At 62.0% G+C, this 21,089-nt stretch carries 19 protein-coding genes and 1 other RNA gene; 13 read left to right on the top strand and 7 right to left on the bottom strand.

The features are described from left to right. Window positions 1–3: 3 nt before the first annotated feature. The 3 genes from Q0R02_RS12600 to Q0R02_RS12610 all read left to right on the top strand — a co-directional run bounded on the left by Q0R02_RS12600 (window position 4) and on the right by Q0R02_RS12610 (window position 5,753). A complete protein-coding gene (locus tag Q0R02_RS12600; RefSeq protein WP_293884014.1) occupies window positions 4–3,174 on the top strand; it encodes an efflux RND transporter permease subunit in 3,171 nt (1,056 codons plus the stop codon). Beyond that, window positions 3,171–4,631 (top strand): efflux transporter outer membrane subunit, encoded by a 1,461-nt coding sequence (locus tag Q0R02_RS12605; RefSeq protein WP_293884016.1) that lies wholly within the window; start codon window positions 3,171–3,173, stop codon window positions 4,629–4,631. Before Q0R02_RS12600 ends, Q0R02_RS12605 begins: the two co-directional genes overlap by 4 nt. Before the next feature lie 102 nt (window positions 4,632–4,733). Continuing rightward, window positions 4,734–5,753: a phosphatase PAP2 family protein gene (locus Q0R02_RS12610; RefSeq protein WP_293884018.1), complete on the top strand. Its 1,020-nt coding sequence runs from the start codon at window positions 4,734–4,736 to the stop codon at window positions 5,751–5,753. A 10-nt stretch (window positions 5,754–5,763) separates the two neighbouring features. Here the strand turns inward: Q0R02_RS12610 and Q0R02_RS12615 are convergent, their stop codons facing one another. Next, window positions 5,764–7,551: an ABC-F family ATP-binding cassette domain-containing protein gene (locus Q0R02_RS12615; RefSeq protein ID WP_293884020.1), complete on the bottom strand. Its 1,788-nt coding sequence runs from the start codon at window positions 7,549–7,551 to the stop codon at window positions 5,764–5,766. A 154-nt stretch (window positions 7,552–7,705) separates the two neighbouring features. On the opposite strand from Q0R02_RS12615, the gene Q0R02_RS12620 reads away from it, so the two are divergent. From Q0R02_RS12620 to Q0R02_RS12635, 4 genes are all read left to right on the top strand, one after another. Next, window positions 7,706–8,020: a hypothetical protein gene (locus Q0R02_RS12620; protein WP_293884022.1), complete on the top strand. Its 315-nt coding sequence runs from the start codon at window positions 7,706–7,708 to the stop codon at window positions 8,018–8,020. Between the two features lie 17 nt (window positions 8,021–8,037). Beyond that, window positions 8,038–8,703, top strand: coding sequence for a response regulator transcription factor (locus tag Q0R02_RS12625; protein WP_293884024.1), 666 nt, complete (start codon window positions 8,038–8,040; stop codon window positions 8,701–8,703). A 148-nt stretch (window positions 8,704–8,851) separates the two neighbouring features. Then, window positions 8,852–10,162 carry a sensor histidine kinase gene (locus tag Q0R02_RS12630; protein ID WP_293884025.1) on the top strand — a complete coding sequence of 437 codons (1,311 nt, stop codon included), beginning with the start codon at window positions 8,852–8,854 and terminating at the stop codon, window positions 10,160–10,162. Between the two features lie 71 nt (window positions 10,163–10,233). Beyond that, window positions 10,234–12,315 carry a M13-type metalloendopeptidase gene (locus tag Q0R02_RS12635; protein ID WP_293884027.1) on the top strand — a complete coding sequence of 694 codons (2,082 nt, stop codon included), beginning with the start codon at window positions 10,234–10,236 and terminating at the stop codon, window positions 12,313–12,315. Window positions 12,316–12,358: 43 nt separating this feature from the next. Here Q0R02_RS12635 and Q0R02_RS12640 read toward each other — a convergent pair whose 3' ends face one another. Next, on the bottom strand, window positions 12,359–12,637 hold the full coding sequence (locus tag Q0R02_RS12640; protein ID WP_293884029.1) for a chorismate mutase: 279 nt from the start codon (window positions 12,635–12,637) through the stop codon (window positions 12,359–12,361). A 63-nt stretch (window positions 12,638–12,700) separates the two neighbouring features. Here Q0R02_RS12640 and Q0R02_RS12645 point away from each other — a divergent pair, with 63 nt between their 5' ends. The 3 genes from Q0R02_RS12645 to Q0R02_RS12655 are packed head-to-tail and all read left to right on the top strand — an operon-like array spanning window position 12,701 to window position 16,437. Then, window positions 12,701–13,732 (top strand): polyprenyl synthetase family protein, encoded by a 1,032-nt coding sequence (locus tag Q0R02_RS12645; protein WP_293884031.1) that lies wholly within the window; start codon window positions 12,701–12,703, stop codon window positions 13,730–13,732. Between the two features lie 6 nt (window positions 13,733–13,738). Next, window positions 13,739–16,135, top strand: a complete 2,397-nt coding sequence (gene hrpB, locus Q0R02_RS12650; protein ID WP_293884032.1) for an ATP-dependent helicase HrpB — start codon at window positions 13,739–13,741, stop codon at window positions 16,133–16,135. Between the two features lie 20 nt (window positions 16,136–16,155). Continuing rightward, window positions 16,156–16,437 (top strand): ETC complex I subunit, encoded by a 282-nt coding sequence (locus Q0R02_RS12655; protein ID WP_293884033.1) that lies wholly within the window; start codon window positions 16,156–16,158, stop codon window positions 16,435–16,437. 35 nt (window positions 16,438–16,472) lie between these two features. On the opposite strand, the gene Q0R02_RS12660 is transcribed toward Q0R02_RS12655, so the two are convergent. Genes Q0R02_RS12660 through Q0R02_RS12675 form a run of 4 tightly spaced genes read right to left on the bottom strand, consistent with a single transcriptional unit; the run spans window position 16,473 to window position 19,137 of the window. Beyond that, window positions 16,473–16,964, bottom strand: coding sequence for an NUDIX hydrolase (locus Q0R02_RS12660; RefSeq protein ID WP_293884102.1), 492 nt, complete (start codon window positions 16,962–16,964; stop codon window positions 16,473–16,475). Window positions 16,965–16,981: 17 nt separating this feature from the next. Next, a complete protein-coding gene (locus Q0R02_RS12665; RefSeq protein ID WP_293884034.1) occupies window positions 16,982–17,656 on the bottom strand; it encodes a hypothetical protein in 675 nt (224 codons plus the stop codon). Continuing rightward, a complete protein-coding gene (locus Q0R02_RS12670; protein ID WP_293884036.1) occupies window positions 17,656–18,501 on the bottom strand; it encodes a TPM domain-containing protein in 846 nt (281 codons plus the stop codon). The genes Q0R02_RS12665 and Q0R02_RS12670 overlap by 1 nt, the downstream gene beginning before the upstream one ends. 42 nt (window positions 18,502–18,543) lie before the next feature. Next, window positions 18,544–19,137, bottom strand: a complete 594-nt coding sequence (locus Q0R02_RS12675; protein ID WP_293884038.1) for a LemA family protein — start codon at window positions 19,135–19,137, stop codon at window positions 18,544–18,546. 173 nt (window positions 19,138–19,310) lie between these two features. On the opposite strand from Q0R02_RS12675, the gene mscL reads away from it, so the two are divergent. Further along, complete coding sequence (gene mscL, locus Q0R02_RS12680) at window positions 19,311–19,742, top strand: large conductance mechanosensitive channel protein MscL (RefSeq protein WP_293884040.1); 432 nt, start codon at window positions 19,311–19,313, stop codon at window positions 19,740–19,742. 32 nt (window positions 19,743–19,774) lie between these two features. On the opposite strand, the gene Q0R02_RS12685 is transcribed toward mscL, so the two are convergent. Continuing rightward, window positions 19,775–20,206, bottom strand: coding sequence for an Rrf2 family transcriptional regulator (locus Q0R02_RS12685; RefSeq protein ID WP_293884042.1), 432 nt, complete (start codon window positions 20,204–20,206; stop codon window positions 19,775–19,777). Window positions 20,207–20,274: 68 nt separating this feature from the next. Here Q0R02_RS12685 and ssrA point away from each other — a divergent pair. Both ssrA and Q0R02_RS12695 read left to right on the top strand, forming a co-directional pair. Further along, window positions 20,275–20,620, top strand: a transfer-messenger RNA (tmRNA) gene (ssrA, locus tag Q0R02_RS12690). Between the two features lie 142 nt (window positions 20,621–20,762). After that, window positions 20,763–21,017 (top strand): hypothetical protein, encoded by a 255-nt coding sequence (locus Q0R02_RS12695; RefSeq protein ID WP_293884044.1) that lies wholly within the window; start codon window positions 20,763–20,765, stop codon window positions 21,015–21,017. Window positions 21,018–21,089: the final 72 nt, after the last annotated feature.

Here is a 21,089-nt window from a genome sequence, read left to right on the forward strand (position 1 = left end):
GCCATGAAGTTTCCGCATTTCTTTATCGACCGCCCCATATTTGCGGCGGTGCTGTCGATCCTGATCGTAATCGTCGGCGCGATCGCATACCCCTCGCTGCCGGTATCTCAATACCCGGAAATCGCGCCACCGACGGTCGTGGTGTCGGCGACATATCCTGGCGCAACCGCGGAAACACTGGCCGAAACGATCGCCGCGCCGCTCGAGGAATCGATCAACGGTGTCGAGAACATGATTTATATGCAGTCGTCGTCGACCGGCGATGGCAATGTGGCGATCACTGTCACGTTCAAGGCGGGGACCAACGTCGATCAGGCGCAAGTCCTGGTGCAGAACCGTGTCGCCACCGCAGAGCCCCGGCTGCCTGCAGAAGTCCGCCTGGTCGGCGTTACAGTGCGTAAGAACTCGCCCGACCTGCTGATGGTCATGAACATGTATTCGCCCGATAAGTCGCTGACCCAGCAATATGTCGCAAACTATGCCACGCTTCAGGTTGTCGATCGCCTGAGCCGCGTGCCCGGTGTCGGCGGCGTGCGGATCATCGGCGGACGTGATTATAACATGCGGATCTGGATCGATCCGGATTCCGCGGCGGCGCATGACCTGACCGTCGACGAGATTATCGCCGCTGTTCGCGCGCAGAATGTCCAGGTCGCGGCGGGATCGATCGGGCAGGCTCCCTTCAACCAAGGCGGAACCGCTTTCCAGCTCGGTATCCAGACCCAGGGGCGTTTGACCACGCCCAAGCAATTCGGCGAAATTGTCCTGAAGCGCGACGACCAGAGCCGGATGACGCGACTGCGCGACGTTGCGCGCATCGAACTGGGAGCGCAGGATTATGGTACCAACGCCTATTCCAACGCGTTTCCGTCGGCGGGCATTGCGATTACGCAGTTGCCGGGTTCGAATGCGCTGACGACCGCCGATGCAGTCCAAGAGGAAATGGTCGAAATCGGCAAGAGCTTCCCGCCGGGACTGATTTACAAGATTCCGTACAATCCGACCGAGTATATCAGCGCTTCGATCGATGCCGTCGAGCATACTTTGTTCGAGGCTATCGTGCTGGTGGCGCTCGTCGTTCTTTTGTTTCTGCAAAGCTGGCGGGCGTCGCTGATCCCGATCATCGCCATCCCGATCTCGCTGGTCGGCAGTTTCGCGGCGATGGCGGCGTTCGGATTTTCGCTCAACAACCTGTCGTTGTTCGGGCTAGTGCTAGCTATTGGCATCGTCGTCGATGATGCCATCGTCGTCGTCGAAAACATCGAGCGATTGATGGACGAGGAAGGGCTGTCCCCCAAAGATGCCGCGCACAAGACCATGGACGAGGTTTCGGGCGCACTGATCGCCATTGCCCTGGTGCTGTGCGGCGTGTTCATCCCAACCGCTTTTATCCCGGGGATATCGGGTGCGTTCTACAAGCAATTCGCCCTAACCATCGTCGCGGCTACCGCAATATCGGCCTTCGTATCGCTGACCCTGTCGCCGGCGCTGGCGGCAATTATCCTGAAGCCACAAAGCGAGCATGAGCCCGCCGCGGGATGGCGCGGCGCTCCGGGAAGATTTGCTCGCGGCTTCAATCGTGGATTTGAACGACTGTCGGCCCGTTATGGCAGGCTGACCGCGCGGTTGGTCAGGATGCTGGGCATGATCGCGGTGGCCTATGTCCTGTTGCTGTGCGTAGCGGGGTGGCGTTTCTATGCGACTCCGACCGGGTTTATCCCGGCGCAGGATCAGGGTTACCTGATCGGTGTGGTGCAGTTGCCGCCGGGCAGTTCGCTCCAGCGCACGGACGAGATCGTGCAGAAGGCTGCGGCGATTGCGCGCCAAAACCCTAATGTTAAGGACACGATCGCTTTTGCCGGGTTCGACGGAGCCACCTTTACCACCGCGCCCAATGCGGCGGCGATCTTCGTCACGCTGCAGCCGTTCGGGACGCGCAAGGCGACCGGGGACGCGATCGCCATCCAACTGCGCAAGTCGCTCGGGGCGATCACTGCCGGTAATATCCTGGTGGTCGCACCGCCGCCCGTGCGCGGCATAGGCACCGGCGGCGGCTTCAAGATGATGCTCGAGGACCGGTCTGGCGCGGGCTATCCGGCGCTCGAGCAGGTCGCCTTGAAAATGATGGGCGCAGCGCATGCGGAGCCGGGGCTGACGTCGGTCTTTTCACCGTTCAACACCCGAACCCCGCGCCTGTTCGCGGAGGTCGACCGTGAGCGCGCCGAACAGATGGGGGTGCCGGTCCAGAACGTCTTCTCGACGCTGGGGACCTATCTGGGTTCGTCCTATATCAACGACTTCAACTTTCTCGGGCGCACATTTCGCGTTACAGCACAGGCGGACGCGCCCTATCGCGACGACATCGGGGACATCGGTCGCCTGAAGACGCGGTCGGCAAGCGGGGCGATGGTGCCGCTATCGGCGGTCATGACCCTGAAGAACGACAGCGGCCCCTATCGAGTCGTCCGTTACAACCTGTACCCGGCCGCCGAATTGCAGGGCGACACGACGCACGGTTATTCATCGGGTCAGTCCCTTGCCAAGATGGCAGAGCTGGCAGGCGCCAACCTGCCGTCCGGTTTTACTTACGAGTGGACTGAGCTCGCCTTTCAGCAACAACAGGCGGGCAATACTGCCGCGCTGGTCTTCGCGCTGGCCGTGGTGTTCGTGTTCCTGCTGCTGGCCGCGCAATATGAAAGCCTGGTTCTGCCCCTCGCGGTAATCCTTATCGTGCCCATGTGCCTGCTCGCCGCGATCGTCGGCATCGGGATCATGGGACGCGACAATAATATTTTGACACAGATCGGACTGGTCGTACTGATCGGACTGGCGGCCAAGAACGCTATCCTGATCGTCGAATTTGCGCGGCAGGGCGAGGATGAAGGGCTGGGACCGCGCGAGGCCGCCGAACGTGCGGCGCACCAGCGCCTGCGACCGATCCTGATGACGTCGATCGCCTTCATCCTTGGCGTGTTGCCCCTGGTAATCGCCAGCGGAGCCGGTGCCGAAATGCGGCAGGCTTTGGGAATCGCGGTCTTCTTCGGGATGGTTGGGGTAACTATTTTCGGCCTGTTGTTCACGCCGTCATTCTACATCATCAGTCGCAAGCTTGGCGACCGGGTGAGCGCATGGTCGCGCCGTCGCAAATCTGTCGAAGCGGCGCCAGCAGAATGAAGCGGACAGCGATACTGCCGCTGACGGCGATAGTTGCAGCCTGTAGCGTGGGGCCGAATTACCAGCGTCCCGCGAACCTGCCGGTCGAGCAGGTCCGGCTTCAGGAAGCATTGTCGAGCGGCACCTTTGCGCCGACCCCGTTACCATCGAAATGGTGGAGGGTGTTCGATGATCCCGAACTCGACCGGCTCGTTGAAAAGGCGCTGACGCAGAATACCGACGTGCGGGTGTCGGCGGCCAACCTCCAGCGCGCGCGGGCGTTGCTTTCCGAATCGGGAGCCGCGCGGTTCCCCACAACCGGCGTCTCGGCGCAGGGTACGAGGTCGCGGTCCAGCACGTCGTCGCGGACAGGGCAACAGGGCGGCGGCTCGACCAGTCAGGGGTTCACGACGAACTATTTCACGCTCGGGTTCGACGCGTCCTACGAGCTGGACCTGTTCGGCGGTGTCAGCCGATCAATCGAAGCCGCGCGGGCCGATGTCGGGGCCGCGCAAGCGGCGGTCGATGCGTCGCGCGTTTCGGTCGCCGCAGAAACCGCGCGCGCCTATGCTCAGGCCTGCGGTTACGGCGCACAGTCCGACGTCGCGCGTGAGACCGAAGCGCTGCAGGCGCGCACGCTGGACCTTACGCAGCGCCTGTTTTCAGCCGGACGCGGGACGCGCAGCCAGGTCGACCAGGCGCAGGTGCTGGTCGAACAGGCGCGCGCGCAAATCCCGACTTTCGAGGCAGAGCGCCGGTCTGCACTCTATGCACTGGCGGTGTTGACCGGCGACCCTTCCACGGCGATCGCGGGCACTGCCGCCGCCGCCTGTCGAAAGCTGCCCGTTGCGCGGACGGTCCTGCCGGTCGGTGATGGCGCGGCCCTGCTGGCAAGACGCCCCGACGTTCGCCAGGCCGAACGTCAGCTGGCAGCCGACACCGCCCGCATCGGGGTGGCTACCGCGGCGCTTTACCCATCGATCACCCTGCTGGGCGGCATTACCCTGGGCGGCACGAAGCTTGGCAACCTCGGTAAATCCTCTTCCTTCGGCTATTCGCTGGGGCCACTGATCAGCTGGAACTTCCCTTTCAGCGGTGCGGCGCGGGCGCGTGTGCGTGAGAACGAAGCCATCGCTAACGGCTCGCTGGCGCGTTTCGATGGCGTGACCCTGACCGCGCTCAAGGAAACCGAACAGGCTCTGGCGCGTGCGGGCGGCGCAGCGGAGCGCAAGGCGGCGCTTTTGCGCGCCACCACGGGCAGCAGCGACGCGGCCCGGCTGTCTCGGCTACGTTTCGACTTCGGAGCCGACAGTTTTCTCCAGCTTGTCGACGCCGAACGCCAGCGGGCGACGACGCGCGCCGAACTCGCGCAGGCTCAGGCCGACCTTGCCGATGCCCAGATCAGCATATTCAAGGCGCTCGGTGGAGGATGGGAAGACGCGCCACCGATCGTGTCTAGGTCGACAACCGATCGCTAAATCGCTTGTTACAATTTCATGTCGTTCAGCTAAGAGACAGTCTTTCACCGCTATCATCGAAGATGGAGCGAAAACAGTCTGCTAAGCGGCAAGGAATCGTTTTTGGCTCCATATCGTACCCGAGCGCTGCAAGATCCGGCGACGATTGCGCTAATTGCTCCTGACCAGTGGTTGCCGCATCGCGCTGATTTATCCGGCGACATTGAGGCACCCATCGCGGGACTGTGGATGGTCATCGGGGCGTTACTCAGTCTTTGCGGGGTCGCACTGATGATGAGGCACGCCAACCTTCGGTTTGACTTTTTCGCACCGGTAAATGGGGTCCTTCTATCGGCCGCTCTCCTAGCGGGTTCGATCCGGTTTGCGTATCGCCTGCCGACAACCCGCACCCAAAGAATTGCAAGAGATGCCGCTGAATATCTCGGCCTGTTCACGATGCTCTGCGTGTTGGGCGCGGTGGCAAGTTACCCGGCGGCGGCTGGAACCTCGGGCTATGTCGATGCCACGCTGGAGCGCATCGATCGGATATTCCGGTTCAACTGGGTGGGCTGGTACGACTTCACGGTTGCGCATCGGTCATTGCAAATTCTCGGCGGCATTGCATACGCCAGCATCTATGTGACGCCGATCATCATCCTCTGTTATTATGCCCAGGCCGATCGCAAAGCCGAAGCGCGCGCGTTTATCGCCAGCTTCTGGGTGGCTGCCATCCTGACGCTCGTCCTGTTCATGGCATTCCCGGCCGAGGGTCCGCTGGCATATCTTCTTCACGGCCCCGTCCCCTACATGCCAACCAGCGCGCTGTATCAGTCGCAACTGATTCCCGTCCTGCGCAGCGGCAGTTTGCAAGAGGTCAGCCTTAGTTCGCTACGTGGCCTGGTCTGCGCGCCAAGTTTCCACACTACCAGCGCCGTGCTTTTCATGCTGTTTGCATGGCCCGTCCGATCGCTGCGGTGGCCGTTGATCTGCCTGAACGTAGCGATGCTGCTGTCGATCCCGGTCGAAGGCACACACTACCTTGCCGACATGATCGGCGGTGCGCTTGTGGCGATCGTTGCGTTCACCGCGCTGAAGTTCGTCTCGCGCAAGCTCGTGCTGCGCCGACAGGCCAGCGCTGGCTGATGAGGGTCTATCAGCCCAGCCCCTCTGCTTTTTCTGCAAGCATCAACCAGCGTTCCTCGGCCTTTTCGCGTTCGGCCCGGGCCGTGTCGATCGCTTTGTTCAAAGCAGCAAACTTGGCAGGATTACCGGTGTATAGTTTGGGATCGGCCAGCAACGCCTCGTCGCGGACAATCGCTGCATCGATCTCCTCGATCCGCTTGGGCAGGCCATCGAAATCGCGCTGGTCGATATAGGTCAGCTTGACCTTCGCCTTTGCCTTTGGCACTTCGATCGCCACCGCCTTGGCAGGCTTTTTCTTGAGCCCGACGCCGGCGTTCTCGCTCCGTCTGGCTTCCCAATCGGCATAGCCACCGGCGACGATGTCGACCTTGCCGCTGCCGTCGAGCCCCAGCGTGATCGTCACCGTACGGTCGAGAAAGTCACGGTCGTGGCTGACGATCAGCACGGTGCCCTCATAATCGGCGACAACTTCCTGCAGCAGGTCCAGCGTCTCTAGATCTAGGTCGTTGGTCGGCTCGTCGAGCACCAGCAGGTTCGATGGCCGCGCAAATTCACGCGCCAGCAGCAATCGCGACCGCTCGCCACCCGACAACGTCTTGATCGCGGCGTCGACGATATTGGGCTCGAACATAAACTCCTTGAGATAGCCTTGGATGTGCTTGCGCACGCCACGCACGTCGACCCAGTCGCCGCCGTCGGCCACAACATCCCGAACGCTTTTTTCCGGAGCCATCAGCCTGCGCTGCTGGTCGATCACGACGGCGTCGAGCGTTTTGGCGAGAATAACCTTGCCGCCATCGGGTTGCAGTTCGCCGGTCAGCAGCTTCAGCAAGGTGGTCTTGCCAACGCCATTGCTGCCAACGACGCCGATCCGGTCGCCACGCTGAATCTTCAGCGAAAAGTCACGGATGATTTCGCGGCCGCCGAACGACTTGGAGACATTTTCCGCACGGATCACCGACTTGGTACGGACATCGTCGCTGACTAACCCCAGCTTAGCGGTCCCCGGTGGGCCCATCATCGCAGCCCGTTCGGCGCGCATTTCGCTGAGCTTGGCCAATCGCCCCTGATTGCGCTTGCGCCGTGCCGTCACGCCACGCTCCAGCCAATGAAGCTCCAGCTTCAGCTTGGCGTCGAGCCGCTCGGCATTGCGCGCCTCCTCGGCAAAGACCTGCTCGGTCCACGCATCGAAGCCGCCGAAGCCGATATCCTTGCGCCGGATGCCACCACGATCCAGCCAAAGCGTCGCCCGCGTCAGCCGCGTCAGAAACGTGCGGTCATGGCTGATCGCGATGAAGGCGCCGTTGAACCGCTTCAGCCAATCCTCGAGCCAGTCGATCGCCGCGAGGTCGAGATGGTTGGTCGGCTCGTCCATCAGCAGGACATCAGGATTCATTGCCAGCGCCCGTGCGATACCCGCGCGCCGCCGCTCGCCACCCGAAGCCGAAGCCGCATCGCGCGTCATGTCGATGCCGATCTGATGGGCAATCGCTTCGACTTCATAAATGTCGGGCGCATCGGGGCCGGCCATTGCAAAGTCCATCAAAGTGGCATGGCCGACCATGGACGGCTCCTGGTCCAGCAGCACGACCTTGGTTCCCGGGACGACTGTTCGTCGCCCCTCGTCCGATTCGACGGTCCCGGCCAACAGTTTGAACAAGGTTGTCTTGCCCGCGCCGTTGCGCCCGATCAGCGCCAATCGATCACGAGGCGCGATGTGGATATCGAGATGGCGGAAAAGCCAACCGGACCCCTGAATGATGCCAAGGTCTTCGAATGCGAGAATTGCTGCGGCCATATACTTCTTCTTCCCCCCTCTGGCGTCGAGCAAGAGGGGTAGGGGGAGGGACACTATCTGCGGTGGAGTGCTTTCCGGTCGCCATGCCCGCGTCCGGCCTTGCCCGCAAGTTATTCACAGCCTGTTCAATGCAGCGCCCCTATGCCACAAGCCCATGACAGCGATGAAGTTCATTTTTGCCAGTCTTGCCCTGTTCGGGCTGCCTCCGGTCCCGCACGCTGAAGCGCAGCGTCACCGGGCCGACCAGGACGAGGCTTTTCGTGGGCGGCAGGCCGGCGCCCTGCGTCCGTTGCGCGACATCGAGGGGGGCATCGTTCCACGGATGAAGCAACGCGGTGCAGACTATATCGGTGCCGAATTCGATGGCGGCATGGGCCGTTACCGATTAAAATTCATGCGTGATGGCTCGGTAATCTGGGTCGATGTCGATGGCCGCACCGGTGCGGTCGTCGGCCGTGCTGGCGAATAGAAGCAGGAGAGAAGACTATGCGGTTGCTGATCGTCGAGGACGAGCCGACGCTGGGCACGCAGCTCAAGACGTCGCTGGAGGGTGCGGGCTATGCGGTGGACCTAGCCACCGATGGCGAGGATGGGCATTATCTCGGGTCGACCGAGAGCTATGATGCGATCATCCTCGACCTAGGCCTGCCCGAGATCGACGGGCTGACGGTGCTCGATCGCTGGCGCAAGGAGGGGCGGACGTTTCCGGTGCTCGTGCTGACGGCGCGCGATAGCTGGTCGGACAAAGTTGCCGGGCTCGATGCCGGAGCCGATGATTACCTTGCGAAGCCGTTCCAGACCGAGGAACTGATCGCTCGGTTGCGGGCGCTGATCCGGCGGGCGTCGGGCAATGCGTCCTCCGAGATGACGGCAGGCGATGTTCGGCTCGATACGCGGTCGGGCCGCGTGACGCTGGCGGGTGAGCCGGTCAAGTTGACGGCGCAGGAATATAAATTGCTTAGCTATTTGCTCCACAACAAGGGCAAGGTCGTCAGCCGCACCGAATTGATCGAGCATATCTACGATCAGGATTTCGACCGCGATTCGAACACGATCGAAGTGTTCGTCACGCGTATCCGCAAAAAGCTTGGACCCGATGTGATCACGACCATCCGTGGCCTCGGCTACAGCCTCGATGAACCCATTGGCTGACATCGACGAACATCCCCGTTTCTTACGGGAAGGGGATGGGACGGGGCCGGTTTCCGCAGCCAAGCCTGCTACGCTTTTGAAAAATACAGAACCGGTCCCGCTTCTCCCGCCTAAGGGGAAGGGGTCCACGGGTTCGCTCTCACGCCGCATGATCGGCATCGCGGCGGCGTGGATTCTCATCTTGCTGGTGGGAGGTGGAATCGGGCTCGACCGAATCCTGGCCAATGCGATCACGCAGAATTTCGACGACCAGCTGGACTATATACTGACTGCAATGGTTGCCAGCGCAGAGACCGGTGCCGATGGCGAGGTGCGCCTGAACCGACCGCTCGGCGACCAGCGTTTTCTCGAACCCAATTCGGGCCTCTACTGGCAGATCACGGGCAAGAATCAGGACCCGTTTCCCTCTCGGTCGCTTTGGGACCAAACGCTTTTGCCGGGTGGCGCGCATCGCGACACGGCACCCCATTTCTACGACAGCGTACAGCTCGGTGGCGAAAAATTGCGCATCGTCGAACGCGACGTGCGTCTACCCCTGTCGCCGACGACCTGGCGATTCCAGGTCGCGCAGACCCGTGACGGCATCGACGCCCAGATACTGACGCTGCGCAAGACGCTGATCCGCAGCTTTGCCATGCTGGGGCTGGGCCTGTTGCTGATGGCCACGCTCCAGACATTTTATGGCCTTTGGCCGCTGCGAAAATTGCGTCATGCGATCATTGCGATGCGTGCTGGCCATGCCCAGCGGATCGAACAGCAGCGACTGCCTCAGGAAGTCGCCCCACTGGTCGATGAACTTAATGGTTTGCTGGAACACAATGAAAAGCAGGCCGAAGAAGCGCGTCGTCATGCCGGAAACCTTGCCCATGCGCTGAAAACGCCCTTGACTGTCGTGATGAACGCAGCGACCGCAGGGAGCCCTGACCTGGCCGATACGGTGATCCGCGAGGCATCCACCATGCGCCGCCAGGTCGATCATCATTTGGCTCGTGCGCGCGCGGTCGGACGCCGCGGTCATGCCCATAGCCGGGCCGAGGCGTGGCTGTCGCTTCAGGCGGTAGAACGCGCGGTTGGACGGCTTTATGGCCATGTTCGCATCGACATGGCGGGAGAAAAGAACGCGTCGGTTCACGTCGAGCGGCAGGACCTTGACGAGATGCTTGGCAATTTGATCGAAAACGCGGCGAAATACGGCGGCGGCAGCGTGTTTGTGACGGTCGTTCGCGATGAGAAATTCGTTGAGTTCCAGGTTGAGGACGACGGCAATGGTATTCCCGAGACCGAACGCACGCGGATCTTTGACCGTGGCGTCCGGCTGGACAGTGGCAAGCCCGGAACCGGCCTCGGCCTCGCTATCGTGCGCGATGTCGCCGAAATCTACGGCGGTTCGGTGACGGCCGACGAAAGCGAGGACCTTGGCGGTCTGCTGGTGCGTTTACGATTACCTGTGGTCGCCTGATATCTGTGCCGCGCGCTTGATCGGCGCGGCAGCCGAGAGCAGAAAGCGACTATTCAATTGGAGTCGCAAAATTGAAACATAGTCTTTTTACAGCCGTCTCAATGGTGGCTATCACCGTTTTCGCCACATCGGGACTGTCTGCCAAATCCGCCCCCGTTGCCCTTGCCCCAGCTACCACAGCCCCGCTAGCCGGTCAGCCGCAGTTTGCGCCCTTTGGCGTCGACCTTGCCGCGATGGACAAATCAGTTCAGCCGGGCGACGACTTCTACAGCTACGTCAACGGAACGTGGAACAGGACGACCGAAATCCCTGCCGACCGCTCGAGCTGGGGCGGCTTCAACATCCTGCGCGACCTGTCGGACCAACGCACCCGCGCGGTAATCGAGGACTCGGCGAAAACGCGGAACGCACCGGGCGGCTCGAGTGAGAAGATCGGCGTTGCCTATTCATCATTCATGGACGAGGCCGGCATCGAGGCCAAGGGCGTCAGCCCGCTCCGCCCTCAGCTGGATACAATCGCCGCCATCAAGACGCCGACTGACCTTGCACGGACGTTCGGACGCGACAACCGGACGGGCATATCCGCGCCTCTCGGCTTCGAAGTTCAGCAGGATCTGAAAGACAACACCGTCTATGTCGGATGGCTTGGGCAAAGCGGGCTGGGTCTGCCGGATCGTGACTATTATCTGAAGTCCGACGCCAAATCGGTCGAGATTCAAAGCAAGTATCAGGCGCACGTGGCGTCGATGCTACGCCTAGCGGGCGTGCCGGACGCCAATGCAGCAGCCCAGCGTATTTATGCCCTGGAACGCAGCCTGGCGGAAATTCACTGGAGCCGAGCCGAGCAGCGACAGGTCGAAAAACTGTATAATCCCGTCGCCGTCGCCGATCTGGCCAGGACGATGCCCGGCGTCGACTGGACGACATGGCTGACCACCGTTGGCCTCGGTGCGGAGAAACGCGTGATCGTCGCGCAGCCTTCTGCTGTTGCGGCGACCGCCAAGATTATCGCCGCGACACCGATTGCGACGTGGAAAGACTATCTGGCGTACCACACAATCGCCAACGCAGCGCCATTATTGACCAAGGCCTTTGTCGCAGAGGACTTCGCATTCGACGGCACCGTGCTGAACGGGACACCACAATTGAAGGATCGCTGGAAGCGGGGCGTAGATCAGGTCAACAGCGACCTGGGCGAGGCGGTTGGGGAGCTCTACGTCGCACGCTACTTCCCGCCCGAGGCCAAGGCAAAGGCCGACGAACTGGTGCGCAATATCACAGCGGCTATGGATGCGCGTCTTCAGCGGCTTGTGTGGATGGCCCCTGAAACGAAGGTCAAGGCCCGCGTGAAGCTGGCGGCTTTCACCCCTAAGATCGGCTACCCCACGAAATGGCGCGACTATTCGTCCCTCAAGATCGTGGCAGGCGACGCCTATGGTAATGCTCAGCGCGCCAATGAATTCGAATATCAGCGCGAACTAAACAAAATCGGCAAGCCCGTTGATCGCACCGAATGGGGGATGACGCCGCAGACGGTCAATGCCTACGCCAATCCGCCGATGAACGAGATCGTATTCCCCGCAGCGATCCTGCAGCCACCGTTCTTCGACCCCAACGCCGACCCCGCTGTCAACTACGGTGCGATCGGTGCGGTCATCGGTCACGAAATCAGTCACCATTTCGACGACCAGGGCCGTAAATTCGACCCCAAGGGCAATCTGAATGAATGGTGGACCGCTGCCGACATCGCTCGGTTCAAAGCGCTTACTGACAGCGTCGTTAAACAATATGCCGCATACGAACCGGTCGCAGGTGCACACGTGAACGGGGAACTGACCCTCGGCGAGAACATGGCCGACCTGGCGGGACTGAACGTCGCTTATGACGCCTATCACCTGTCGCTGAAGGGCAGGCCGGCTCCCGTCATCGACGGATACACCGGCGACCAGCGGTTTTTCCTTGGCTTTGGACAGGTCTGGCGTACCAAGATGCGTGAAGCGGCGATACGCAAACAGATCACGACCGATCCGCACACGCCGGGCGCCTACCGTCCGTATGTCGCGCGTAACCTCGATGCCTGGTACGCGGCGTTCAACGTGAAGCCCGGCCAGAAATATTATCTGGCTCCAAAGGATCGGATCAAGGTTTGGTGAGTGATGCCCGGGGGATGGCGGTGCCAGCCCCTCGCGTTGCGATTTATGCCTGCATCCCGGTGTGATGCCGGATGACTTCGTCGATGATGAAACGCAGGAACTTCTCGGTGAAATCGGGGTCTAGTCGGGCATCCTCGGCGAGTTTCCGCAGCCGTGCGACCTGTGCGGCTTCGCGACTGGGGTCGGCGGGGGGCAGGCCGGTCGTGGCCTTGTACGCCCCCACTGCCTGGGTAACCTTAAAGCGTTCAGCGAGCATGAAGACCAGCGCGGCGTCGATATTGTCGATACTTTCACGGAAATATTGTAACTTGTCGTCGGTCATCGGCACCCTCCACGCGTAACGCGCTCTTGCCTTAGCCCAAGCTGGGCGTCACAGGAATTGGCAATGACCGCGACCGTTCACAGCATTTCGAGTGGCCCATCGGGTGACCCGTGTCCCGCACCCTCGCTCGACGCGCTGGTGGCGCTTGTCGCGACCGACCTGGGGCAGGTCAACCAGGTTATTCTTGACCGAATGCAGTCGGAAATACCACTGATCCCCGAACTTGCGGGTCACCTGATCGCTGGGGGCGGCAAGCGGATGCGGCCGATGCTGACTCTCGCCTGTGCACGGCTTCTGGAATACGGCGGTTCGCGTCATCACAAGCTCGCCGCCTGTGTGGAGTTCATTCACACTGCCACGCTGTTGCACGACGACGTTGTCGATGGATCGGGCCTGCGCCGCGGTCGTCGCACCGCTAATATCATATGGGGCAATGCCGCCAGCGTTCTTGTCGGCGATTTCCTGTTCAGCCGCTCGTTCGAATTGATGACCGAAGACGGCAGCCTGAAAGTGTTGCGTATCCTGTCGAACGCCAGCGCCGTCATTGCAGAAGGCGAAGTCAACCAACTGACCGCGCAGCGCCAGGTCGGGCTGGGCGAAGACCGCTACCTCGCCATCATCAGCGCCAAGACCGCCGCCCTTTTTGCAGCCGCCTGCCGTATTGCCGCCATCGTGGCTGAACGTGATGACAGTGTCGAACAGGCGCTTGACGCTTATGGCCGCAACCTGGGGATCGCATTCCAACTGGTTGACGACGCACTTGATTATGCGTCGGATGCCGAGACGATGGGCAAGGGCGTCGGCGACGATTTCCGGGACGGCAAGATGACGTTGCCCGTTATCCTTGCCTATGCGCGTGGTTCCGATGAGGATCGCAAGTTCTGGAAGGACGCGATCGAAGGACGACGGGTCTCCGATGACGACCTCACCATCGCGATCGAGTTGGTCCGCGCCACTGGAGCGATCGACGATACCATCGCCCGCGCGCGCCATTTTGGTCAGCGCGCGATTGACGCGCTGGGACCGTTCACGCGCGGTACCGCGAAATCGGCGTTGACCGAAGCCGTCGAGTTCGCAATCTCGCGCGCCTATTAGGGCACGGTGACGCTTCCGATCCACGCGGCACTGCCTGAACTTCTTGCAGTGTTGCGCGAGGGGTCGAACGCGGTCCTCGTTGCCCCGCCCGGTGCGGGCAAGACCACCGCCGTCGCGCCCGGTTTACTCGATCAGCCCTGGTGCGCCGGCGAAGTGCTGCTGCTGTCGCCCCGCCGCATCGCCGCGCGAGCCGCCGCCGAACGTATGGCAGAACTGCGTGGCGAGGGCGTTGGCGAAACCGTTGGCTATGCGACCCGCATGGACTCCCGGCGGTCGGCGAAAACCCGCATCCTCGTCCTGACCGAAGGTATTTTCCGCAACCGTATCCAGGCCGATCCCGAACTCACCGGCGTCTCGGTGGTGCTGTTCGACGAGGTTCACGAGCGCAGTCTGGACTGCGATGCAGGCCTGGCATTTGCGTTGGACGCCCAGGCCGGGTTGCGCCCCGACCTTCGACTGGTGGCCATGTCCGCGACACTCGACGGTGCGCGTTTCGCCACGTTGATGAGGGCGCCGGTGATCGAAAGCGAGGGGCGCGCTTGGCCGCTCGAGATTAGATATGCGGGTCGCACCTCCGACCGGATCGAGGATGCAATGGCCGCTGCGATTCGCAGTGTGATCGCGACCGAACAGGGTTCGGTGCTTGCCTTTCTGCCCGGCGTGGCCGAGCTCGAACGGACCGCTGGACGGCTCGACCGACTGCCCTCCGATGTCGTGGTCCACACGCTTTACGGCGCGCTGGACCCCGCGGCCCAGCGTGCCGCCATTGCCCCGTCGATCGCGCGCAAGATCGTGCTGGCAACGAGCATCGCCGAATCCAGCCTGACCATCGACGGCGTCCGGATTGTGGTGGATTCAGGGCTCGCCCGCCGTCCCCGCTACGACCGCTCGGCTGGCCTGACACGGTTGGTGACGGAACGCGCATCGCAAGCCGCAGTAATCCAACGGGCAGGGCGGGCCGCGCGGCAGGGCCCGGGGCTGGCCGTACGCCTGTGGGAGGAGGCGGCAACCGGTGGTTTGCCGCGGTTCGATCCTCCCGAGATTCTCGAAGCCGATCTGTCCGCGTTGATGCTCGATTGCGCGCTTTGGGGCGTAACCGATCCTTGCACGCTGCGCTGGATCGACCCACCACCCGGGGCGGCAATGGCCGAGGCGCGAACGCGGCTGCTTGCCCTCGCCGCCATTGATCACGACGGCCGCCCGACCGCGCATGGCAAGGCCATCGCCGCCATGCCGTTGCCGCCACGATTGGCTCATATGCTGATCGCGTCGGAGGACCGGGCGCTGGCGGCAGAGGTGGCGATGTTGCTGACCGAGCGGGGGCTGGGCGGACCCGATGCCGATCTCGATGCGCGGCTGTCCCACTGGCGCGGCGACCGGGGCAGGCGTGCCGATTCGGCGCGGGCAATTGCGCGCCGTTGGACGGAAGGATCGCGGCGGTCGTCGGGCGGGGCGGGGCCGTGCATTGCGCTTGCGTTTCCGGACCGCGTGGCACGGCGCCGGTCCGGCGACGGGGTCGATTGGATCAGCATCGGCGGTCGCGGTTTCCGGCTCGATCCAATGTCCTCCCTGGCGCGCGCCGAGTGGCTGGCGGTCGCCGAAACGCAAGGATCGGCGGCGGGTGCGCGGATTTTGTCGGCGGCAGCGCTGACGCATGCAGAGGTCGAAATGCTGTTTGCCGATACGATCGCGGCCAACGACCTGATCCGTTTCGATCCCGCGACCGGGGGAGTAACGGCCCGCCGGGAGCGCAAGCTGGGGTCGATCATACTGGCCTCCGTCCCGTTCGACGCCGCGCTCGACGTCATCGCGCACGCGCTGGTTGAGGGCGTGCGCGTGCATGGCCTGAAGGTGCTGGAGCCGTCGGACACCATCCGGGCGTTTCAGGCCCGCGCCCGATTTGCACGTGTCGATGGCCTTGATGAAGCCTCTCTGATCGCCCGCATTCCCGATTGGCTGCCTGCGCTCGTTTCGGGCCTTCGACGGCTTTCCGAAATCAATAACGGTGCGCTCGTACAAGCCTGGCTAGGCTTGCTCGACTGGTCGGCGCAACAGGCGCTCGACCGCCGTGCACCGCGGGAATTCGTCTCGCTGGCCGGAACGCGCCACGCCATCGACTATACGGCGTCGGCGGGTCCGACCGTCGAAGTGCGATTGCAGGCGCTATTCGGGATGACGACGCACCCTGTGATCGGCGACAACGTGCCGCTGGTGCTCAGCCTGACGTCTCCCGGATCGAAACCGATCCAGACGACGTGCGACCTGCCGGGGTTCTGGAAGGGCAGTTGGGCCGATGTCGCAAAGGAAATGCGCGGGCGCTACCCCCGCCACAACTGGCCTGACGATCCCACCACCGCCACGGCGTCGCTGAAGACGAAGAACGCGCTTGCGAGGGAACGGTAATTCGGGGCATTGAAACGGGCATGAGCCATGCCCGCATCTTTCAAAAGCCCAAAAACGCCATGCAGTCCGGTCGCGCCGGCACGGACCGCTGGATCTTGGAGTTTGAGCCTGCCGAGGCCAAGCGGTCCGATCCGCTGACCGGATGGGCGGGATCGGGCGACACGCGTGGCCAGGTTGTGTTGAACTTTCCGACCGTCGAGGCGGCGACTTCCTATGCCGACCGTCACGGGATTACCGCGCACGTGATCCCAGCACCCGAGCGATTGTTGAAGCTTCAGACCTATGCGGATAATTTCAGATAGGGTTAGGCGGGGTGGACCAGCTTCTGACCGGCATATTACAAGATCGCCGCGCCCATCAGCAGCAACAGCTTCACGTCAATCACCACACCCTCGCCGCGTTTGGCTTTGATAAACGCAGGCACATCGGCAATCGCAATTCTGTGGACGGTGATGTCCTCGCCCTGCACCCCGCCACCATCGCCGATCCGGGTTAATCCATGCGCCCTGACCAGCGTAAACGTCTCCGACACCATGCCCGGCGAAGAGGCGAAATTGCCGACAATCTCGATTTCACCGGCGCGCCAGCCGGTTTCCTCTTCCAGCTCGCGCGCGGCGGAAACAGCGACATCCTCCCCCTCGGTTTCGTCACCGACCAGGCCGGCCGGCAACTCCAGGCATCGCGCCTGCAGGGGCATCCGATATTGTTCGACCAACAGGACGAAGCCATCCTGCACCGCGACGATCACCGCTGCGCCGATGTTGCGTGCCCGGCTGACATACTCCCACTTCCCGCGCCGTTTTGCGGCGATGTAGCGCCCGACCCACATGATCTCCTCGGGTGCCGTCACAATTCGATGAGCCGGTCGGGAAGTTCATCCACGTCTCCGGCTGCTCTCGGCAGATGGCCCGACAGGATCGCGCCAACCTTGCCAATGGCCGCGATCATGCCGTCGGCGATCCGGCCTTCGCGCACCTCGCCGACCAGTGCCGCCATCGCGTCGCCCCAGTCAGTGGCGGGAACGACGTCGTGGATGGCGCTGTCGGCGACAATCTCTGCCATGCATTCGCCCAATGAAAGGTAGATCAGAATGCCCGTCCGTCCGGCAGTCCTTGCTTCGGTCCCCACCTTGAACAATTCGATCGCCCGCCGCCGCACCCGCCGCCGCCGCGTAGCCTTTGGGGTCAGGGCCAGGCGCAGCGGCATATAGGCCAGCCCGTACCGTACGATCAGGAACAGTGCCGCCAGCACGACCCACAGCGTTGTCAGGATACGCGCCAGCGAAGGGTCCTGAACCCATCCGCCGCTGGCCAGGTCGACCAGGCGCAAATATCTGCCAGGTAAGGCGGCAAAGGCTGCCAGCGCAAGGAAGATCGCAAGGATCGCATAGTGCAGCCCGGCATCGTGGTAACGGTCCGATCGGTCCGCTACGATCGTGACAATCTCACCCGACGTACCGGCTTCGGCGGCATCGACGGCGTCGCTGATGGCCCGGCGCTCGGCCTCGGTGGGGCGACGCATCACCATCCTCCCGACGCTCCGCCACCGCCGCTGGAACCGCCCCCGCCGGAGAAACCCCCGCCCGAGAAACCGCCGCCTGAACCGCCACCGCCGCCCCAGCTCGAACCGCCACCCCCGCGCGTCGCCGCGTCCAGCGCGCTCCACAGGATCACCGAGCCAAGCCCGCTTCCCCCACCATAGCTTCTCCCACCGCGTCTGCGCAGCAGCGGCAGGACCACGAAAAAGAAAATCGCCATGATTGGCAGGACGAAGCCGATACCGGGAAAATCGCTCTCCGCGTTACCGGCCTGCGCTGCGGCCAGCGCCGCTGCGTCCACGCGCGCCTTCGCCTGTTCGGGCGGCAGCTTGATTTGTTCTGCAATGGCATCGACGCCCGCATCGATCCCGCCCGGATAATCATTCGCTTTGAAACGCGGAACAATCTGCGTGTTGATGATGATCCCCGAATAGGCGTCGGTCAGCACCGGTTCCAGCCCATAGCCAACCTCGATCCGCACTTTGCGCTCGGTCGGGGCGACCAGCAGGATGACCCCGTCGTTGACGTCCTTCTTGCCGATCTCCCAGTTGCGCAGCAGCCGATAGCCATAATCCTCAATGGGATAGCCCTGCAGGTCGGGAACGATCGCGACCACCAGTTGATGCCCCGACGACGTCTCTAGCGCCTGTAATTTGCCATCGAGTGCGGCTGTCTGCTCGCCCGACAAAATTTTGGCATTGTCGACTACGCGACCAGTCAACGGCGGGAACGTCTGGGCCATTACCGGCATCGCCAGCAGCGCGACGAACAGCAAAATCAACGCTGTCAGCCAGATGATCCAGCGCTGACCTGATGATTGCACGTGCATGTTACCTCGACGATGAAGGGCAGGAATGTGCGTCGCGCGATCCTAGTTGAAGTCGACCTTCGGTGCATTTTGGGCACCCGGCGAGGTCGCAGTGTATGTCGCCATCGGTTTGGCACCGTAGAATATTTTGGCACCGATCGCCGCCGGGAACGTCCTGATCTGCGTGTTATACGACTGCACGGCGCCGTTATAGTCGCGGATCGCGATGTTGATGCGGTTCTCCGTCCCCTCGATCTGTTGCATGAAGGTCGAAAAATTAGCCTGGCTCTTAAGGTCGGGATAGGCCTCGACATTGGCGAGCAGGCGACTGAGCGAACCACTCAACTGGCCCTGCGCAGCCTGGAACTGGGCCATTTTGGCGGGATCGGTCAAATCGGTCGCACTGACCTGGATCGAGGTTGCCTTGGCCCGCGCCTCGATGACGTCGGTCAAAATCTTGCCTTCCGATGCTGCCGAACCCTTTACCGTCGCTTGCAGATTGGGAATCAGGTCTGCACGGCGCTGGTACGATGCCTGGACGTCGGCCCATTTGGCTTTGGCGTTTTCCTCTGCTGTCGGGATCGAGTTGATCCCGCAGCCGGCAAGCGCGATCGCCGCGATCGGAGCCGTCAGGGCAAGGCGTGAGGGGAAACGCATGGTCGGGCTCTCCAGTCGATGTGTAGTGCGCGGTTAATACACCAGCGATGTAGGACGATGCAATCGGCCACGCAATGCGCCCGGCGGTCCGGCCAGTAATCAGGCCACTAATCATGCTTGCAATTGAACTCGCTTCGCAGGCATTTATGCGCAGTCGGTAACGGGGAAAATTGATGCTTCAGGAGTTCAAGGCATTTGTCACTCGCGGCAACGTGCTCGACCTCGCCGTTGCTGTCATCATTGGCGCGGCTTTTGGCAAGATCGTGACTTCGCTGACCGACGACATCATCATGCCGATCATCGGCAAGCTGCTCGGGGGACTGGATTTCTCGAGCTACTTTCTCGTTCTGGGTAAAATACCAGCAAACTACGTAGGATCGCCGACCGACTATGCCGCACTGAAAAAGGCGGGCGTCGCGCTGCTCGGCTATGGCCAGTTCATTACCCAGGCGGTCAATTTCGTGATCGTCGCCTTTATCATCTTCCTGCTGGTACGCGCCGCGGTCAAAGTCATGAGATTCGAAGCTGTTGTCGCTGGCGACCCTGCCGACGTCGCATTGCTGAAGGAAATCCGCGACGAACTGCGCGCCCGTCCGAAAACTTAGGCGTCCGAGGACTTAAGCGGACGCCGGCGGGTTCAGGCGGCCGCCAGTTCCTGGGCAGTGGCGCCGGCCAGGCTGGTGCCATCCAGGATCCGCGCCGTATCGTCACGGACGATCATCATGGCCCGGCGGATGGCGCAATCGGTCTCGCTCCGGCAGTCGTTGCACCGTTTGTAGGCTGTACGACTGACACAGGGGACTAGCGCCAATGGCCCCTCGATCGTGCGAATGATGTCACCGAACGAAATCAGATGGGCAGGCCGGGCAAGGTGAAATCCGCCGGCCTTTCCCCGCGTCGACAGAACAAAACCCGCGTTGCGCAGTTCGCCGAGGATAATTTCAAGAAACTTGCGCGGAATCACTGCTTCGGTAGCGATCCGGCTCATCGGGACCGGGGGGCCTCCCGCCTGCTCACCGGCGAGGACGAGCATGGCGCGCAGGGCGTAACGGGAGCGTTGCGTCAACATGGATGACCTCATAGCGCCTTCGATATGAACGGCAAGTTGCGGGCGGTTCGCCATGCCATCGACAGCGGGCACTTTTCATTCGGAAAATCGGGGCTATATTGAACGGGTCGGGGTTTCGGCCCTGAATATGGCGATAAATGATGCCGTGAAATAGATGCAGCGGACCCGGGGGCGGTACCCGGCGGCTCCACCAAAATCAGCTTCCTCGGCTGATCCTGATGGGGCCGAACTAGGATCGACGTGTATTGAAAGACGGTATTTTTGCCAGGCCTGAATGCGCCTTAAAACCGTTCAAAACGATAAGTGCCAACGATAACGAGGTACTCGCAATCGCTGCATAACAGAGTCCTTCTGGGATAATGTTATGAAGTGTTAGCGCGGTTCGGGCCGCACCGGGCAACAGAAGCGGAAACCGGCGGTACGGGGAGCACCGAGCAACAGAAGCTCCCCACTTGATTGCCGAAATCGTCCGGGTTACGGAACTAGCGGCAGCTTCGGGAATTGTTGCGTTCTGGAAGCTTGCGCGGGACGCCAGCCTAAACAGGAAGGATTTTTAATGAAGAACCGTATTTTGACGAGCGTTGCGATTGCCGGTCTGATTGCTCTGGGTGCTTGCAACAAGAAGGAAACACCAGCGGCGCAGAACGTTGCCGACAGCTATGAGAATGTTGCTGACAACATTGAGGAAGCTGCCGATAACGCCGTGACCGACAACGGCGAGGAAGCGCTTCAGAATCAGGCTGACGCTGTACGCGCGACTGGCGACAACAAGGCCGACGCTATTGATGCGGCTGCAAAGAACAAGATGTAAATCGAGTTAGCCTAGGGCCTGAGCCAAGGACAAGCCGCGGAGTAGCCTCATATAGGCTATTTCGCGGCTTTT

It is taken from the genome of Sphingomonas sp. (genome assembly GCF_025353885.1).
In the GTDB taxonomy this organism is placed as follows: Bacteria; Pseudomonadota; Alphaproteobacteria; order Sphingomonadales; family Sphingomonadaceae; genus Sphingomonas_O.

Coding starts and splice junctions, on each gene's coding strand:
- Q0R02_RS12670 (WP_293884036.1), bottom strand. CDS start 18,501: ATGCACGTGCAATCATCAGGTCAGCGCTGGATCATCTGGCTGACAGCG.
- Q0R02_RS12615 (WP_293884020.1), bottom strand. CDS start 7,551: ATGGCCGCAGCAATTCTCGCATTCGAAGACCTTGGCATCATTCAGGGG.
- Q0R02_RS12645 (WP_293884031.1), top strand. CDS start 12,701: ATGACCGCGACCGTTCACAGCATTTCGAGTGGCCCATCGGGTGACCCG.
- Q0R02_RS12660 (WP_293884102.1), bottom strand. CDS start 16,964: ATGTGGGTCGGGCGCTACATCGCCGCAAAACGGCGCGGGAAGTGGGAG.
- Q0R02_RS12640 (WP_293884029.1), bottom strand. CDS start 12,637: ATGACCGACGACAAGTTACAATATTTCCGTGAAAGTATCGACAATATC.
- Q0R02_RS12600 (WP_293884014.1), top strand. CDS start 4: ATGAAGTTTCCGCATTTCTTTATCGACCGCCCCATATTTGCGGCGGTG.
- Q0R02_RS12625 (WP_293884024.1), top strand. CDS start 8,038: ATGCGGTTGCTGATCGTCGAGGACGAGCCGACGCTGGGCACGCAGCTC.
- Q0R02_RS12620 (WP_293884022.1), top strand. CDS start 7,706: ATGACAGCGATGAAGTTCATTTTTGCCAGTCTTGCCCTGTTCGGGCTG.
- Q0R02_RS12695 (WP_293884044.1), top strand. CDS start 20,763: ATGAAGAACCGTATTTTGACGAGCGTTGCGATTGCCGGTCTGATTGCT.
- Q0R02_RS12685 (WP_293884042.1), bottom strand. CDS start 20,206: ATGTTGACGCAACGCTCCCGTTACGCCCTGCGCGCCATGCTCGTCCTC.
- mscL (WP_293884040.1), top strand. CDS start 19,311: ATGCTTCAGGAGTTCAAGGCATTTGTCACTCGCGGCAACGTGCTCGAC.
- Q0R02_RS12630 (WP_293884025.1), top strand. CDS start 8,852: ATGATCGGCATCGCGGCGGCGTGGATTCTCATCTTGCTGGTGGGAGGT.
- Q0R02_RS12665 (WP_293884034.1), bottom strand. CDS start 17,656: ATGCGTCGCCCCACCGAGGCCGAGCGCCGGGCCATCAGCGACGCCGTC.
- Q0R02_RS12605 (WP_293884016.1), top strand. CDS start 3,171: ATGAAGCGGACAGCGATACTGCCGCTGACGGCGATAGTTGCAGCCTGT.
- Q0R02_RS12675 (WP_293884038.1), bottom strand. CDS start 19,137: ATGCGTTTCCCCTCACGCCTTGCCCTGACGGCTCCGATCGCGGCGATC.
- Q0R02_RS12655 (WP_293884033.1), top strand. CDS start 16,156: ATGAGCCATGCCCGCATCTTTCAAAAGCCCAAAAACGCCATGCAGTCC.